The sequence below is a fragment of the Paenibacillus terrae genome, assembly GCF_000943545.1.
Taxonomy (GTDB): Bacteria; Bacillota; Bacilli; order Paenibacillales; family Paenibacillaceae; genus Paenibacillus; species Paenibacillus terrae_A.
The window spans coordinates 202,245-218,207 of the sequence record NZ_JTHP01000002.1; the positions used below are offsets into that span (position 1 = coordinate 202,245).

General features: G+C 44.9%; 10 protein-coding genes and 11 tRNA genes. 2 read left to right on the forward strand and 19 right to left on the reverse strand.

The genetic code is table 11. From position 1 onward, the window contains the following. The first annotated feature begins 59 nt into the window (after positions 1-59). Positions 60-1,412, forward strand: a complete 1,353-nt coding sequence (locus QD47_RS02265) for an alkaline phosphatase (RefSeq protein ID WP_044644597.1) — start codon at positions 60-62, stop codon at positions 1,410-1,412. Between the two features lie 608 nt (positions 1,413-2,020). Beyond that, on the forward strand, positions 2,021-2,734 hold the full coding sequence (gene bglS, locus QD47_RS02270) for a beta-glucanase (protein ID WP_044644598.1): 714 nt from the start codon (positions 2,021-2,023) through the stop codon (positions 2,732-2,734). A 197-nt stretch (positions 2,735-2,931) separates the two neighbouring features. Here bglS and QD47_RS02275 read toward each other — a convergent pair whose 3' ends face one another. The 19 genes from QD47_RS02275 to QD47_RS02365 all read right to left on the reverse strand — a co-directional run bounded on the left by QD47_RS02275 (position 2,932) and on the right by QD47_RS02365 (position 15,944). Continuing rightward, entirely contained in the window at positions 2,932-3,264 is a 333-nt protein-coding gene (locus QD47_RS02275) for a hypothetical protein (protein ID WP_044644599.1), read from the reverse strand. Positions 3,265-3,540: 276 nt separating this feature from the next. After that, positions 3,541-5,373, reverse strand: a complete 1,833-nt coding sequence (glmS, locus tag QD47_RS02280; protein WP_044644600.1) for a glutamine--fructose-6-phosphate transaminase (isomerizing) — start codon at positions 5,371-5,373, stop codon at positions 3,541-3,543. A gap of 632 nt (positions 5,374-6,005) precedes the next feature. After that, on the reverse strand, positions 6,006-7,346 hold the full coding sequence (gene glmM / locus QD47_RS02285; RefSeq protein WP_014278283.1) for a phosphoglucosamine mutase: 1,341 nt from the start codon (positions 7,344-7,346) through the stop codon (positions 6,006-6,008). A 59-nt stretch (positions 7,347-7,405) separates the two neighbouring features. Further along, positions 7,406-8,875 (reverse strand): CdaR family protein, encoded by a 1,470-nt coding sequence (locus tag QD47_RS02290; RefSeq protein ID WP_044644601.1) that lies wholly within the window; start codon positions 8,873-8,875, stop codon positions 7,406-7,408. Next, positions 8,872-9,705, reverse strand: a complete 834-nt coding sequence (gene cdaA / locus QD47_RS02295; RefSeq protein ID WP_044644602.1) for a diadenylate cyclase CdaA — start codon at positions 9,703-9,705, stop codon at positions 8,872-8,874. Before cdaA ends, QD47_RS02290 begins: the two co-directional genes overlap by 4 nt. 221 nt (positions 9,706-9,926) lie before the next feature. Then, positions 9,927-10,547, reverse strand: a complete 621-nt coding sequence (locus QD47_RS02300) for an anti-sigma factor (RefSeq protein WP_044644603.1) — start codon at positions 10,545-10,547, stop codon at positions 9,927-9,929. Positions 10,548-10,697: 150 nt separating this feature from the next. Then, the gene (sigW, locus tag QD47_RS02305; protein ID WP_014278287.1) at positions 10,698-11,264 is read right to left on the reverse strand and encodes an RNA polymerase sigma factor SigW; all 567 of its coding nucleotides are present in this window, start codon (positions 11,262-11,264) and stop codon (positions 10,698-10,700) included. Positions 11,265-11,455: 191 nt separating this feature from the next. After that, the gene (gene ppc / locus QD47_RS02310; protein ID WP_044644604.1) at positions 11,456-14,248 is read right to left on the reverse strand and encodes a phosphoenolpyruvate carboxylase; all 2,793 of its coding nucleotides are present in this window, start codon (positions 14,246-14,248) and stop codon (positions 11,456-11,458) included. Between the two features lie 738 nt (positions 14,249-14,986). After that, positions 14,987-15,057, reverse strand: a tRNA-Gly gene (locus QD47_RS02315). Positions 15,058-15,066: 9 nt separating this feature from the next. Then, a tRNA-Pro gene (locus QD47_RS02320) sits at positions 15,067-15,140 on the reverse strand. A 17-nt stretch (positions 15,141-15,157) separates the two neighbouring features. Further along, a tRNA-Arg gene (locus QD47_RS02325) sits at positions 15,158-15,234 on the reverse strand. A 5-nt stretch (positions 15,235-15,239) separates the two neighbouring features. Further along, positions 15,240-15,314 (reverse strand) — tRNA-Gly (locus QD47_RS02330). Between the two features lie 10 nt (positions 15,315-15,324). Continuing rightward, positions 15,325-15,405 (reverse strand) — tRNA-Leu (locus QD47_RS02335). A gap of 11 nt (positions 15,406-15,416) precedes the next feature. Beyond that, positions 15,417-15,492 (reverse strand) — tRNA-Lys (locus tag QD47_RS02340). A 4-nt stretch (positions 15,493-15,496) separates the two neighbouring features. Continuing rightward, positions 15,497-15,571: transfer RNA gene (locus tag QD47_RS02345), tRNA-Gln, on the reverse strand. Positions 15,572-15,626: 55 nt separating this feature from the next. Then, positions 15,627-15,702, reverse strand: a tRNA-Val gene (locus tag QD47_RS02350). A gap of 11 nt (positions 15,703-15,713) precedes the next feature. Continuing rightward, positions 15,714-15,785 (reverse strand) — tRNA-Glu (locus tag QD47_RS02355). Positions 15,786-15,793: 8 nt separating this feature from the next. After that, positions 15,794-15,866: transfer RNA gene (locus QD47_RS02360), tRNA-Thr, on the reverse strand. Between the two features lie 5 nt (positions 15,867-15,871). Next, positions 15,872-15,944 (reverse strand) — tRNA-Asn (locus QD47_RS02365). Between the last annotated feature and the right edge of the window lie 19 nt (positions 15,945-15,963).

Genomic DNA, 15,963 nt, shown 5'->3' on the forward strand with positions numbered 1-15,963 from the left:
TATCTATGTGTTAGCCGATTATCATCGGTAATCTACGAATAAATAATAGGGGGTACTTTATGTTAGGCCATTTTTTCAAAAAAATATTACCTATCGTTATGGTGTCATCAATCACAGTTACTGGCATTGTGTCAGGAGGAGCTTCTACGCAAGCAGCTTCAGACACAAAAAAAATTAAAAATGTAATTTTTTTAATTGGTGATGGCATGGGTCCATCATATATTTCTGCCTATCGGTATATGAAAGATAACCCGGCAACCCCTTTGATGGAAAAAACAGAGTTTGATCAGTATCTTGTAGGTGCTCAAACGACGTATCCGGAAGATGAGGCTCAAAATATAACAGACTCCGCTTCAGCTGCCACAGCAATGTCTGCCGGTGTTAAAACATATAATGCTGCAATTGCCGTAGATAACGATAAAACTGATGTCAAAACGGTATTAGAGCAAGCGAAGGAAAACGGGAAATCTACCGGCTTAGTTGCAACATCTGAGATCACTCATGCTACTCCTGCAGCATTTGGCGCACATGATGTTAGCCGTAAAAACATGAACGCTATTGCTGATGATTACTTTGATGAAAAAATTAATGGAAAGCACAAGGTGGATGTCCTGCTTGGTGGTGGACTAAGCAATTTTGTACGTAAAGACCGAAACTTAACTGAAGAGTTCAAGAAAGCCGGTTTCGGTTATGTCACTGATCGCGAAGGATTGCTGAACAATAAAAACGATCAAATTCTCGGTCTATTTGCCCAAGGTGGACTAGATAAAGCAATCGATCGTGCCAAAGAAACACCTTCTTTAGAAGATATGACTAATGCTGCAATCAGCCGATTAAATAAAAATGATAATGGTTTCTTCCTGATGATTGAAGGGAGCCAAATCGACTGGGCAGGTCATGACAACGACGTGGTTGCTTCCATGAGTGAAATGGCGGATTTTGAAAAAGCATTTAAAGCAGCGATCGACTTTGCCAAGAAAGACGGCAATACATTAGTAGTTGCAACTGCTGATCATTCTACTGGCGGATTTTCGGTCGGTGCAAATGGAGAATATAACTTTAATGTAGCACCAATTAAAGCAGCAACGCGCACACCAGATTTTATGGCTAAAGAAATTGTTGATGGCGCAAGTGTTGAAGATACACTTAAGAAATATATCTCCTTAGATCTTACAGAAAGTGAAGTTCAATCGGTCAAAACTGCTTCTGCTACAAAGGACGAAGTTAAAATCGATAATGCCATTGAAGCCATCTTCAACACTCGTTCATTTGCTGGCTGGACAACAGGTGGCCATACTGGAGAAGATGTACCGGTCTATGCTTACGGGCCAGGGAAAGAATTGTTTACGGGACTTATCGACAATACAGATAATGCAAAGATCATTTTTGATATTCTGAAAAAAAACAAATAAATTAACAAAAGAAAAAAGGGGTTTTGGGATTCATGGTCAAGCCCCTATTTTATAGACACTGAAAAAAGATCCTATATAGATTGAATTCGCCGGCCTATTGTAGACATAATGCCTCCCCTAAGCTAGAAAGATCCCGATATATCATCGGGATCTTTCTTGATGTTTGTAAAGCTATAATACTGACTGGTTCCATACATTTTTATCATCAGACAAGCTGTCTATATACAATAAAGTTGAGTTCTGGGACTACAAAATCATGAATTCCATCGCTGAGCGTATACCTTCTTTGATTCAACTTCTATAGCACGATGATGAAGCGCGGCGGAATCATGGTGCTGCTCTGTGCATGCATACATGATGAATAGCGCAGCGCCAGCGTAGCGGCCCAGCGGTGCATTTTTAAACCACAACTTGATAAAATTTAGGTTTTTTTAAATTATATTTCGAGCGTTAAGTTTGCTATAGTGTACGCCTCAATTTCAGACTACAATGAAGATACCAAATATGGAAGCGTTTTATATTTGTCCGGAAGATGGCCAATAATTGAAATAATGTATCATTGTCAGCCATTTCTTTCATGTTTGGTCAATCTTTTATGGAGGTGTAAAATGAAGAAGAAATCTTGGTTTACTTTACTGGCAGCTGGAATTGTCTCTTTGTTGTTTACGGTAAACGCTTCTGCGGGGTATGTTTTTTGGGAACCACTTAATTACTTTAATTCAGGTGCATGGGAAAAGGCGGATGGATATTCAAATGGGAACATGTTTAATTGCACTTGGCGTTCCAATAATGTCAATTTTACTAACGATGGCAAAATGAAGCTTGGCTTAACGAGTTCTGCATACAATAAATTTGACTGTGGAGAGTATCGATCGACGAACACTTACGGATACGGCTTATACGAGGTCAGCATGAAGCCTACTAAAAATACAGGAATCGTATCTTCCTTTTTCACGTATACGGGACCTGCTCATGGCACGCAATGGGATGAAATAGATATTGAATTTTTAGGCAAAGACACGACAAAAGTGCAATTCAACTATTATACAAACGGGGTCGGTGGTCATGAGAAGATTATCGATCTGGGCTTTGATGCATCAAGAGGCTTTCACACCTATGCATTCGATTGGCAGCCAGGATACATTAAGTGGTATGTTGACGGGGTTTTAAAGCATACAGCAACTACGAACATACCGAGCACGCCAGGCAAGATTATGATGAATTTATGGAATGGCACTGGTGTTGACGACTGGCTAGGTCCGTATAACGGAGCGAATCCGCTATACGCCGAATACGATTGGGTAAAATACACGAGCAATTAGCCCGTAGTACAAAAGCAGCCCTGTAGTGGCTGCTTTTTTGATGATGCATTGATTCAGCCATGTTCCGGCCATGAAGAAAATCGCTGGAAGTCTATTCAAAGCTGGCGATCACCGATGCGCAGCTTGAATATAATCAGGTATTTAATAAATCCCCAGTTTAACCCATACGTTTGCGGGTGGTGTCAGCGACGCTGGTACTACCCCGTATAATCCAGAAACAATTGTTGTTCCACTTTTATTTTCTCATGATATGCATATCGGGTAGCACCTATTTTGTACATCAAATGAAGATATTCTTTGCTCATAGGTAGGCTGATTTTTAAACTGTTCGGAGTCTGCATAGAGCGATCCAGATTGAGGTGTTGAAGCACATCGTTAAGCGCCATAGCGGTAAATACTCGAATTTTGACCTGTCTTGATGTGTTTCGGTAAACGACGCTATTTTCAATGAGTAATTGGTTCATTTGAATTTCTTTCCTCATCGCTTCACATATATCTGATTTCGCAAGTTCCATTATAGCTCCGTCCAATTTTTTCTCTCCCGTCCTCATTCAAGTACAATTGCGTTTCGCTTACCCATTTTCAAATATTATAAAAGAATATCCTAACTTTAATAAAAACCCGATGAAACTTACTCATCGGGTTTTTATTGACAAATAATCACTTAATTGATTGAAACATAATATTTTACTATTTTTTTTAAAATTGCCTAATTTTAATACATTCGTACAACAATAAATAAGTTGAAAATTTAGAACTCAACTTTATTGTATCTGATCACAAGCCTTTGTATCAATATACTGCCCTTACTCAACCGTTACACTTTTCGCCAGGTTACGTGGTTTATCCACATCATGACCCAAAGCGAGGGAAGCATAGTAAGCCAACAACTGGAGAGATACAACCGAAATCGCAGCAGACAGGATTGGAAGTGTCTTCGGAATTGCAAATACCTGATCCACGGACTTCAACAACTCAACAGCGTGCTCTTCGTACGTAATCGCAAGAACGTCTGCGCCACGTGCTTTCACTTCCTTGATATTGCTCACGGTTTTCTCCAACACGGATTCCTGTGTTACCAAAGCGATAACCGGAATACCATCTTCGATCAATGCCAGCGTACCATGCTTCAGTTCACCCGCCGCATAAGCCTCGGAATGAATGTAGGAGATTTCCTTGAGTTTCAGGGAGCCTTCCTGTACTACAGCATAGTCCTGACCGCGACCAATAAAGAACAGGTGCTTGTGGCTCGCGATTTGCTCAGCATAGGCTTTGATCGCATCTGCTTTACCCAGCATTTCTTCCACTTGCTCTGGCAGTGATTCCATAGCAGCCAACACTTGAGCTACTTGCTCATCCGTTTGTGTGCCACGTACTTGAGCCAGATACAGACCAAACAGGTAAAACGCAACCAACTGCGAAGAATATGCCTTGGTGGAAGCTACGGCAATTTCAGGTCCTGCCAGTGTAACCAACACATCATCTGCATCGCGGGCAATGGAGCTGCCAACTACGTTTGTAATCGCCAGTACATGAGCGCCGTTCGCTTGTGCTTCACGCAGTGCTGCCAACGTATCGGCAGTTTCACCGGATTGACTCACTACGATTACCAATGTCTCTGGTGTTACGATTGGCGAACGATAACGATACTCGGAAGCCACGTCGTTTTCCACCGGAATACGAGCCAAGCTTTCAATAACCGTACGACCAATCAAACCAGCATTGTAGGCTGTACCACAAGCAACGATTTGAATATTGCGAATATTTTTAATTTGTTCTTCTGTAAGCTTCAACTCAGGAAGAACAACTCTTTTAGTTTCATTGTCGATTCGGCCCAACATTGTGTCACGGTAAGCCTTAGGCTGTTCGTGGATTTCTTTCAACATGAAATGCTCATAGCCGCCTTTTTCCGCTGTTACAGCATCCCATTCGACATGAATCATTTCCCGAGAAATAAATTGGCCTTCGATTGTCATTAATTCGACGGCATCACTGGTCAAAACAGCCATTTCGCCATCGTTCAAAATAAATACATTGCGTGTATATTTCAGAATAGCCGGAATATCGGAACCGATAAAGTTCTCGCCTTCTCCCACACCGATAACCAGCGGGCTAGCTTGGCGAACAGCTACCAGCTTATTAGGCTCGTGCTCTGTCAGCACACCCAGTGCAAAGGCACCGCGCATAAAGGTAATTGCTTTTTGTACCGCTTTGACGATATCTCCTTTATATTCACGCGCAATCAGATGAGAAATAACTTCCGTATCCGTTTCGGAAATAAAGGTATGACCTTCGCTGATCAGTTGTTCTTTCAGCTCCAGATAGTTCTCGATAATCCCGTTATGAACCACGGAGAACTTTTGGCTCTCATCCAAATGCGGATGGGAGTTTTCATCTGAAGGCTTACCGTGTGTTGCCCAACGTGTATGCCCGATACCTGCATGGCCTACCAGCGGCGCACCATCCAGCTTCGCTTCCAAATTCGCCAGACGACCTTTAGCCTTGGCTACTTGCAGTCCTGAATCTGTAAACACGGCAATACCCGCAGAGTCATAACCGCGGTACTCCAGCTTTTTCAATCCGTCAATCAATACCTCTTGCGTATTCTGATCACCAATATATCCTACAATGCCACACATATTCGTTATCCTCCCGATCATCATTTCACAGGACGACTCATCACAGGACTAACGTGTGCGGTAGATTGCGGAATAAAGTTCATTCATCTATGAAGTTGTCAATGATAACTATAGAAATTACAGGCATCTCTTCACGAATGTAACGAAATTCCCAAACCGCGCACGCCAATGATGATGGCCGCACATTCATGAAATGAATCTTATAATTTAGGTTATAAAATAAAAGCATCTATCGGTGCGTTGTGTAAACAGTTGCCTGCTTATTTTTCCGCTGCCGATTTACGGGTCGATGCCTCACCGGAAGGTCCCCGCCGAATGTTTCGAACACCTTCACCTCGTCAGCTCGCTTTGCCGTGAACCCATCTGTGAGCAACATCATCCAAATTGAATGATCTGCCTCACCAACAAGTTCCCCCGCGCAAAATCAAGCTCTGGCGCTTGTATTACATTACCTTACAACCCTCACTTTCTCTTTCTGAGTCACAACATCCCTATATTATATTCAGCTCAGCATCATTTGGCAATGACACTTTATTCATATTTGCAAGTTCTGGTAAGTATTCAATTAAAAATAATATCTGCAAACGCGGTCGCCTGCTTACTTTGAACAGGCAACCGACGTTTACAAAATTTTAAACCAATTCTTTTTTTACAACATCTACGATCTGTCCTACAAATTGCTCCAGCTCATCCTTATCCGGACCTTCAGCCATAACACGAATAAGCGATTCTGTACCGGAAGCACGAACCAATACGCGTCCATTATCACCCAATTGCTGTTCCACCTGCTCAATCGCTTCTGCAATGGCAGGATTGCCCTCGTAATTGCGTTTGTCCTGTACACGCACATTAACCAGCACTTGCGGATACTGCTTCATGAGCGATTTCAGCTCACTCATCTTTTTACCGGAAGCTTTCAGGGTATCCACCAGTTGAATTCCAGTCAACATACCGTCGCCCGTCGTATTGTAATCGAGGAAAATAACGTGACCAGACTGTTCACCGCCCAGATTAAAGCCGCCCCGACGCATTTCTTCCATTACATAACGGTCACCAACCGCAGTTTTTGCAGTCTTGAGCGCCAGCTTTTCCGTTGCTTTGTAAAAACCAATATTACTCATCACAGTCGATACAATAGTGCTGTCTTTGAGCTTTCCAGCGCGGTTCAGCGCATCCCCACAGATACAAAGGATATAGTCGCCGTCTACCTCTTCCCCGTTCTCATCAATCGCGATCAGACGGTCTGCATCGCCGTCAAAGGCCAGACCAATGTCAGCTTTCAAGCGACGCACTTCCTCTTTCAGCTTCTCAGGATGGGTTGAGCCACAATGATCGTTGATATTCAGCCCGTTTGGCTCCGCACCGATGGTGTGAACTTCGGCTCCCAATTCCGCAAAAAGCTTCGGCGCCAGCTCATAAGCCGCTCCGTTCGCACAATCCAGTACGATTTTTAGTCCTTCAAAAGAATGGCTAATCGTTGTTTTTAAAAACTCCAGATAATCGTAGCGAGAATGCTCGTCTACAACAACCGTACCTAATCCGCCGCCAATTGGACGAGGCAATTGATCTTCTTTCGCATCCATCAGCTCTTCGATTCTTAGTTCCGTTTCATCTGTCAATTTAAACCCGTCGCCGCCAAAAAACTTAATGCCGTTGTCTTCCACCGGATTGTGGGAAGCCGAGATCATTACACCAGCGTCCGCTTTTAATTGACGTGTAAGATAAGCGACTCCCGGCGTTGAAACGATACCCAGACGAACCACATTAGCCCCGATAGACAGCAAACCGGCTACAAGCGCCGATTCCAGCATCAGACCGGACACCCGTGTATCCATACCAATAACAACTGTCGGTTTTTCTACATTCCCTGCTAAAACATATCCGCCGCAGCGGCCAATGCTATATGCCAGTTCTGCTGTAAGTTCCTGATTAGCAATGCCTCGAACACCATCTGTACCAAAATATTTCCCCATGTATAATGACTCCCTTTTTTGTCTAATGAACCTTAAATATTTACTACAGATAAATCATGTTATGGCTGACTGCTCTCCGGAGTTCCATTGGCAGAAGAATCTGCGCCGTTATGAGGATTTGTTTTGTCCTCCGCAGCTGCACTGTCCCCGGAGCTTGCATCAGAGGAGCCGCCTTGACCGCTCTGGCCCCCCTGTGGCCTCTCCTGCCCCTTATTACCACTACCGGAAGGGGTTGATTCATTCCCACTGCCCGGATTCGTTACAGCCGGCGTTGAAGGGCTCTCAATGTTTACCGTTGCCGTTAACTGGCTGGCGTTTCCGGATTGCGTAATGTATTTGGGCAGGCCTACCTTCAACGTAACCTCATGCTGACCAGCCCCCAGACCACTTACGTCTGCGACCAAACTAATATCATCGTTGGTTAAATTGCTTATCATATCCTGCGGCCCCTTCACGGTAACATCCATCGTCTTGTCCGCGGGCGTTGTAATAGTCGCAGTCGTCCCATCTCCTGCCCCTTGCACAACAATCGGAATGCCTGACAATGTCCGCTCCGCATCGGTCACCTGATTAGAAGGCGCAACTGTCACCTGAATTTGTATTGAGCCAGGCTCGATTTTATCAGAACCGGCGGGCGCTGCCAAATTAGCTTGAACTGTTTGGGTCCCTGCTTCCGTTAATTGGCTCAGATCGAGTGTAGCCGTAACATAGGAGCTAAGGCTACTCAAAACATTCTGCGAAGCGTAAACGACCGCTTCTTTTACATTTGCATTAACTTTGGAAAGCGCCAAACCGTTCGGCAGCTCCCCGGAATAGACAATCTTCACAGGCACGGACTTCGTTTGCTGGGTTACCGGGATTTCAACAGACACTGTGGAAGGCTCAATAACCGCTCCTGTAAGTTCCTGTCCCTTTTTGTTGTAAGCCTTCAGCTTCACCCGCTTCTGCTCAAATTTCTCCGAGATTCCCTCCGTATCCACAGCCCCCTGCACCGCAGCCACTGTACTCAACTGGCTTTTAGGCAAGGTGACCTTCACCGTTTGAGGGGCGACCACAGGCACTCCAAGCTGCAAGCCGGTATCCGGTTTACCCTTGGAAACAATAGAAACATCAAATGATTTCGTTGCCTTTTCCTCAATCGTGACCGTAACACGATTAGGAGTCATAGACACCAATTCCAAGCCATTCGGCAGATTCGCTACAAGCGGTAAGGTTTTAGTACCTGCTCCTAATCCACTCAAATCCAATTGAGCCTGGTAATTATCTGCGAAAAAAGAAGTCAGCACGGAGCGCTGTCCTCTAACCTCCATCTTCACATGGTCAGTATCCATTGTAGATAATACATATTTTGACTCATCCAAACCACTGGTCTGAATGCCTACATTATCAATCACTTTATTATCATAAGAAACGGTCAGCGTGGACGAAGGCGTGCCTGTGTCCAGATGAACCAATCCCCACAGCAAGACGGCAACCGCGAGTGCCAATATTTTAGAAATCGTATTGTTGTTAATCCATTTGTCCATCATGAATTTCCACGGCCTCCCCTCCGATTCCAGAATGAGCCGCGTTTTTCCTTCAAAGATGGTGTCGGCCGCAGCTCCTCATACAGCTTGGATATTAAGGATTCTTCCTTAATATCGCGCACGACCTGTCCATTGATAGCCAAAGAAATTTGCCCTGTCTCCTCTGATACCACCACAGTTACGGCATCCGTTACCTCACTCACCCCAATCGCTGCCCGGTGACGAGTTCCCAGCTCCTTGCTGATAAATGGATTTTCCGACAGTGGTAAGTAGCAGGCCGCAGAAGCAATCTGATTATTTTGAATAATGACCGCACCATCATGCAGGGGCGTATTTGGAATAAAAATATTGATCAGCAACTCGGAACTGACCACTGCCTGTGTCTTGATACCGGACTCCGTGTATTCGTTTAGCCCCGTTTCGCGTTCAAATACGACCAAAGCCCCTATTTTTCTAAGTGATAAATAATTCAGCGCCTTAATCATTTCTCCGATTAACTTGTTTATCTCCTCATCATCCGCAGACGAACGCCCAAACAGCTTGCCTCGCCCCAGTTGTTCCAGGGCACGACGCAATTCAGGCTGAAAAATAATGAAAATAGCTACCACACCAAAGGTAAACATCTGGTTCATCAGCCACTTGAGCGTATACAAATCAAACCACGTACTAACGGCCCAAATGAGCACCAGGAACAGAATTCCTTTTAGCAATTGAACTGCACGCGTTCCACGAACAAGTAAAATAAGTTGATACATAATATAGGTTACGATCAGAATGTCGATAATATCTTTAATGGACTCTTTCCAAGTCAGGTCCGCGAAATAATCCAACATGCGCATGCCCCCGCAATTTTCTGTAGTGAGTAAGTGTAATATGTACACAGTATGCTCTCTCTATCTAGGTTATAACGATAAGGCCCGCGTTGCAAGCCGCACGACAAAAGAACCACTAAAAACAGTAAAATAAAGTACAAATCGCCAGCTTTATATACAAAAAAAGCGCCTTTTCCAGCGGAAGAGGCGCTCGATATCATTCTTGCCAGTTCAAGCTTCTTTTATGGAGAGGACGTACCCCCGAACAAATCAGTAACTTTATACCAAATCCAGTCCAAGGTTTGATCAATACTTTTGACCTGTCCTGCAATGTGTGCTGTGGACGCTTGATAGTAGGAACCGTCGATCACAGTTACATTCCCTTCCACATCGCCATATACCCGAGCCTTGCCATTTTGCACGGTCAAATCTCCAGCAATGGATTTACCTTCAGGCACGATCACAGTATCCCCTTGAATAACAACCTGATCCAGATGGCTTCCCTTGACTACCAATTGATGGTCTGTGGTTGAAAAGCTTGCCATACTTGAGCATATAATAACAAGAAAGAAAGCAGCGGCCGTAACAGCCGGGTGCCTTTTCACCCAAGTCAGCATAGGCACCATTGGCGCTCTTCTATGCGGCGGCAAAGCATTCATAATGCGAAGTGTCAGCTCATCCGATACACACGGCACTTGATGCCGTGTACCATAAAGCATCGCATCCGTCCGCTCCAGCTCTTTAAAACGCATGCGGCATTCCGGGCAGGTGAACAAGTGATGCTCTAACTCCTGTTTGTCCTGCTCGGACAGGTCGCCATCCAGATAGTCATGCATAAAAGAGACGGCTTGTTTGCAATCCATATGAGCCAATCCTTTCTAATATTCTTCCGTGTTCCTCTATATAACATGCTCCGGCTTAGAAACTTTGCTCACTTTACATACGCTACAACGAGCAATATGTTTCACAAAAAACATCTGTGCGCGCACTTTCCAAGATCCTGAACACATAATTTACAGCTTGTGCTCCAATTTTTTGCGTAGAAAATCCCGGCCCCGGTGAACCCTCGTCTTAATGGTAGTGACCGGAAGATTAAGCACATCGCTAATTTCCTGCAAGGAAAGCTCCTGCAAGTAACGCAAAACCATAATCGTCCTGTATTTGTCTGGAAGGCTGTCAATGGCATCATGAATCAAGGATTGTGTCTCGGACAACAGCGTACGCCCTTCGGGTGTAAGCTCTTCGCTAGCGAGCATCGCATACCCATCCACACCTTCCTGCTCATTCATCTCAGCATCCAGTGAGTATGTAGGCTTTCTCCTTCGCAGACGGTCAATGCACAGATTCGTCGCAATCCGGTAAATCCATGTGGAGAACTTCTGCCCATGGTCATATTTCTCCAAATTACGATATACACGCAAAAAAGTTTCCTGCACCAGATCCTCCGCCTCATGGCGATTCCCAAGCATCCGGTAGGAAAGATGAAAAATCCGATCTTTATATAACTCGACTAGCTCCGCAAAAGCTCGCTGATCACCTTTCTGCACCAGCCTAACCAAGCGGCTTTCCATATTATCCACTCTATACTCCCCCAGACTTGCTGATGGGTTACTCATTACATTGTTATGATAATTCATCGTAGTTCAATTTAATCGGAAAATCAACTGTAGCGTTGACACCAATTGGACTCCTGCTCCGTCATATGCATGCAAACAACACAATCGGGCACCCATAAGCGCCCGATTGCCTGTGTTCATGCGGTCAAGCTGTATCAGCCCGTGTTTCTCAGTCCTGCGGCAATTCCGTTAATGGTTAACAGCACCTCACGTAGCAGCTCCGCATCGTCCCCGTTCTGGTCACGTAGTTCGCGTAGCTCACTAAGCAACTGAACCTGCAAGTAGCTTAACGGATCGACATAAGGATTACGCAATCGGATGGACTCTTGAATTACCGGCACATCGTCCAGAATTTCCGATTGTCCTGTTATTTTCAAAATCAGATCGGATGTCAGCTTGAATTCCGCTGAAATTTGTCCGAAAATGCGCTGGCGAGCCTCTTCATTATCGGACATCCCTGCATATTCCTCTGCAATCAGCAAATCCGCCTTCGCAATCGCCATTTGCAGTGTATCAATAAGGGAGCGGAAGAAAGCTGATTCCTTGAACATCGTTTGCAGCACCTTGAGGTTATCCTCATTGTTCTGATAGAAGCTTTGCAGCCCTGTTCCAGCCGCGTACCAAGCAGGCAGCAAGTAACGACTTTGCGTCCATGCAAAAACCCATGGAATAGCGCGCAAGTCCTCAAAACGTTCACTATTCTTACGTTTGGATGGACGAGAGCCGATATTCAGTTCGCCCACCTCAGGCAATGGCGTTGATTCCTTGAAGAAAGCGAAGAAATCCGGGTCGCGGAAAATCAAATCCTGATACTTCTCCAGCGATACCTCGGAAATACGGGCAATGATCTCCTCCCAGTTCTCCTCGAACACTTCCTTCTTACCGGAACGGTTAAACGCAACCGCGGTAATCAGAGCTGACGTTGCCTGCTCCAAGCTTCGATAAGCGATGCCCTTGAGCGAGTATCTGGATGAGAGTACCTCACCCTGCTCCGTAATCTTGATTCCGCCTCCGATCGTATGAGGAGGTTGGGCCAAAATGCTACGGTTAAGCGGCATTCCTCCGCGTCCCAGTGCTCCTCCGCGTCCATGGAAGAACTTCACTTTTACTCCGAACTCATTAACCACTTCCGTAATGCTGTTCATCGCAACCCGAAGCTCCCAGTTCGCAGTAACCACACCACCGTCCTTGTTACTATCTGAATATCCCAGCATGATCTCTTGGAGCTGATCCATTGCTGCCACGGATTGGCGATATACAGGCAAGTTCAGCAGCCTTTTCATAATACTAGGGGCAGCATGCAGATCGTCTATCGTTTCAAACAGAGGAACGGATTGTAATGTACATACGACTGTGCCATCTTTCTCGATACGGAACAGACCCACTTCTTTAGACAGCACCATAACTTCCAGTAAGTCGCTTGCTCCCTGAGTCATACTGATCAAGTAGCTTGTAATGGATTGCTTTCCAAATTCCTCCTGAGCCAGATAAATCGTACGATATACATCAAGACATTCCTGAGTGCTGTCACTATATTTCAAATACGGCGACGTAATCGGACGAGGCTCGTTCAGCAGCTTTTCCAGCAGGTCTATTTTCTCTTCCTCAGGCAGCTTGCCATAATCCGCAACAATATTCATTTTAGAGAGGATTTCAGTCATTGCATTTTCATGCTCCTGACTATGCTGACGTACATCCAGCGTAGCCGTATGGAAGCCGAACAGTTCTACCTGACGAATCATCTTCTGAATATAAGTATCTGCCACATAATCCGCAAAATGATGACGCAAGCTGTCATCAATAACGTTCAGATCCGCAATAAGCTCTTCAGCAGAACTATAACGTTCCTTCGTGCCCTGCTTGCTTTCATCCAGGATATTATTCACCTTGGCTATCATATAGGCCAGCTTGATGCGGTAAGGCTCTTTCTCGTTATGCCACACTTCCATCTTTTTAAGCGTAATATGGGTCCGGTCTTCCTCAATAGAAGCCAGCAAATCATCAGAGACACGTATAATGCTAGTGCTAAAGCTCAGATAACCCATAAATTCCTTCAGCGTGTGCTGATATTCTCTCAAAGCCAGCTTACGCTGCATACGTAACGTTTCCCAAGTAACATGAGCCGTAACAGACGGGTTGCCGTCCCGGTCTCCACCGATCCAGGAGCCAAATCTCAAATAGGTCGGAATATGCCATCTCTGCTCAGGATAATATTTACCTAAACATCGTTCCAATTCTTGGTATACGTCCGGCAGCACATGAAACAAAGTCTCATGAAAATAATACATCCCGTTTCTAACTTCATCTAACACAGTTGGTTTGCGATCACGCAGTTCGTCTGTCTGCCATAGCGTAATCACTTCATTCAGCAGATTTTCCCGCACCTGTTCCCGCTCCCTCAAGGTAAGCATAGGATTATCCAACAGCATGACGTCCTCGGAAATGCGCTTGTGAATGTCCAAAATCACCCGTCTCGTGGCTTCTGTAGGATGTGCAGTCATAACCAGCTCCAGAGAAAGCTCTTCTAGCAGATTGCTAACGTCCTCAGCAGAAAATCCACCCTGCTTAAGCTCCTGAACAGAACTTTCAATTGAACCACGTTGAACATCTTCACCAGCAGAATGCTCATAGTCCCGTTTGCGGCGGATACGATGATTTTGCTCGGCAATGTTCACTAACTGAAAATAAATCGCAAACGCGCGAATAACCTGGTGACGAATATCCGTATCCAGTCCGCTAACTATTTGTTTGAAATTCTCATACAACTCCGGCTGATACCCGGCACGTAACGATTTACTTGTCTCACGTATCTTTTCCACGATATCCAAAAGTTCGTTGCCACCCTGATGAACCAAAACCTCACCAAGAATATTCCCTAGAAAACGAACGTCCCGCCGTAGCAGATTGTTGGATTGGTTTTTGTTAGCGGTTAACGTAAGCTCAGTCATGCTTTTCCCCCCATCTAATCTGTTCACACCAAATACAGCTTTGTTGCAAAGGTACGTATACACACGAAATTTGACACTTTCTTAACATCATACAATAAAAACGAGTGAAAAGCTGCAAAATTTACAGTAAAAAGTCACGCTTTTAAAATACTTTTTTTGAGAATATATTGTTTTTTTATGCACAAAAATGAAATTTAATAAAAGAAATTTCTTTATGGCCTAGAGAATCATCGAAACTTTATGCACAGGTGTTATAAACAGCATGATTTCCTAAACAAAAAAACATGCATCATTATGTGCATATGTTTATTATTTGTTGACAAAGTGAAACGCATTAAGCTTCTATCCACAAAGATATACACAAATCAGCCATAATTTCAATGTTTCCGAGCTGTTTTTCCTTCCAGACTCAGATATACCCACATAAAAGGAAGCCATTGTGTACAACTAAATACAGCAGCCTTGGAGTTATCACCATGAATCCGGATCGTTAATGGTCATAGGATTCCTATATTGAAGGAATTTGATCACAAAATTAGCCTTACTACAGGAGAAAGGGATACGTAAAAGGGGGAATACGGGATCTGGGTGTTAAAGTAACGAGCGCCTATGTACAATATGCACAAGTCATCCCCAACTGTGCATGACAGGAGATTTTCGCAATAACCTATACACAGAGAAAGTTCATGTAATGTGGACAAAATAAAAAGAAGCCTCTCGGCTTCTAGGTAATCAGTAAGCGGGTGATGGGAATCGAACCCACGCTATCAGCTTGGAAGGCTGAAGTTCTACCATTGAACTACACCCGCAAATTAGTATCGGGATGACACGATTTGAACATGCGACCCCCTGGTCCCAAACCAGGTGCTCTACCAAGCTGAGCTACATCCCGACATATAATTTCAAAAATGGCGCGCCCTGAGAGATTCGAACTCCCGGCCTTTTGATTCGTAGTCAAACGCTCTATCCAGCTGAGCTAAGGGCGCAAATATGGAGCGGACGACGGGAATCGAACCCGCGACCCTCGCCTTGGCAAGGCGATGCTCTACCGCTGAGCCACGTCCGCAAAAACAAGATGCGCGTGGAGGGACTTGAACCCCCACGTCAAAGACGCTAGATCCTAAGTCTAGTGCGTCTGCCAATTCCGCCACACGCGCATGTAATAAAATGGTGAGCCATGAAGGATTCGAACCTTCGACACCCTGATTAAAAGTCAGGTGCTCTACCAGCTGAGCTAATGGCTCTTAATGGCTGGGGATATAGGATTTGAACCTATGCATGACGGAGTCAAAGTCCGTTGCCTTACCGCTTGGCTAATCCCCAATATGCATATGATTCACAATTCCCCAACATTTCAACCAGGTAAGAGGATGAAATATGGTGGAGGCTGAGGGGCTCGAACCCCCGACCCTCTGCTTGTAAGGCAGATGCTCTCCCAGCTGAGCTAAGCCTCCATACTATCCTATGACCCGTAGGGGAATCGAACCCCTGTTACCTCCGTGAAAGGGAGGTGTCTTAACCGCTTGACCAACGGGCCCTAACACAAGCTCTCAACCGGGTTCGAACCGGTGACCTCATCCTTACCATGGATGCACTCTACCTGCTGAGCTATGAGAGCAAAGGCTCCCCGAACAGGACTCGAACCTGTGACAACTCGATTAACAGTCGAGTGCTCTACCAACTGAGCTATCAGGGAATAGTAATCATAAGGATTC

Excerpts from the sequence above, each read along its gene's own strand:
- glmS (WP_044644600.1), bottom strand. The coding sequence starts at position 5,373 with ATGTGTGGCATTGTAGGATATATTGGTGATCAGAATACGCAAGAGGTA.
- bglS (WP_044644598.1), top strand. The coding sequence starts at position 2,021 with ATGAAGAAGAAATCTTGGTTTACTTTACTGGCAGCTGGAATTGTCTCT.
- QD47_RS02300 (WP_044644603.1), bottom strand. The coding sequence starts at position 10,547 with ATGGATTGCAAACAAGCCGTCTCTTTTATGCATGACTATCTGGATGGC.
- ppc (WP_044644604.1), bottom strand. The coding sequence starts at position 14,248 with ATGACTGAGCTTACGTTAACCGCTAACAAAAACCAATCCAACAATCTG.
- QD47_RS02290 (WP_044644601.1), bottom strand. The coding sequence starts at position 8,875 with ATGATGGACAAATGGATTAACAACAATACGATTTCTAAAATATTGGCA.
- QD47_RS02265 (WP_044644597.1), top strand. The coding sequence starts at position 60 with ATGTTAGGCCATTTTTTCAAAAAAATATTACCTATCGTTATGGTGTCA.
- glmM (WP_014278283.1), bottom strand. The coding sequence starts at position 7,346 with ATGGGGAAATATTTTGGTACAGATGGTGTTCGAGGCATTGCTAATCAG.
- cdaA (WP_044644602.1), bottom strand. The coding sequence starts at position 9,705 with ATGTTGGATTATTTCGCGGACCTGACTTGGAAAGAGTCCATTAAAGAT.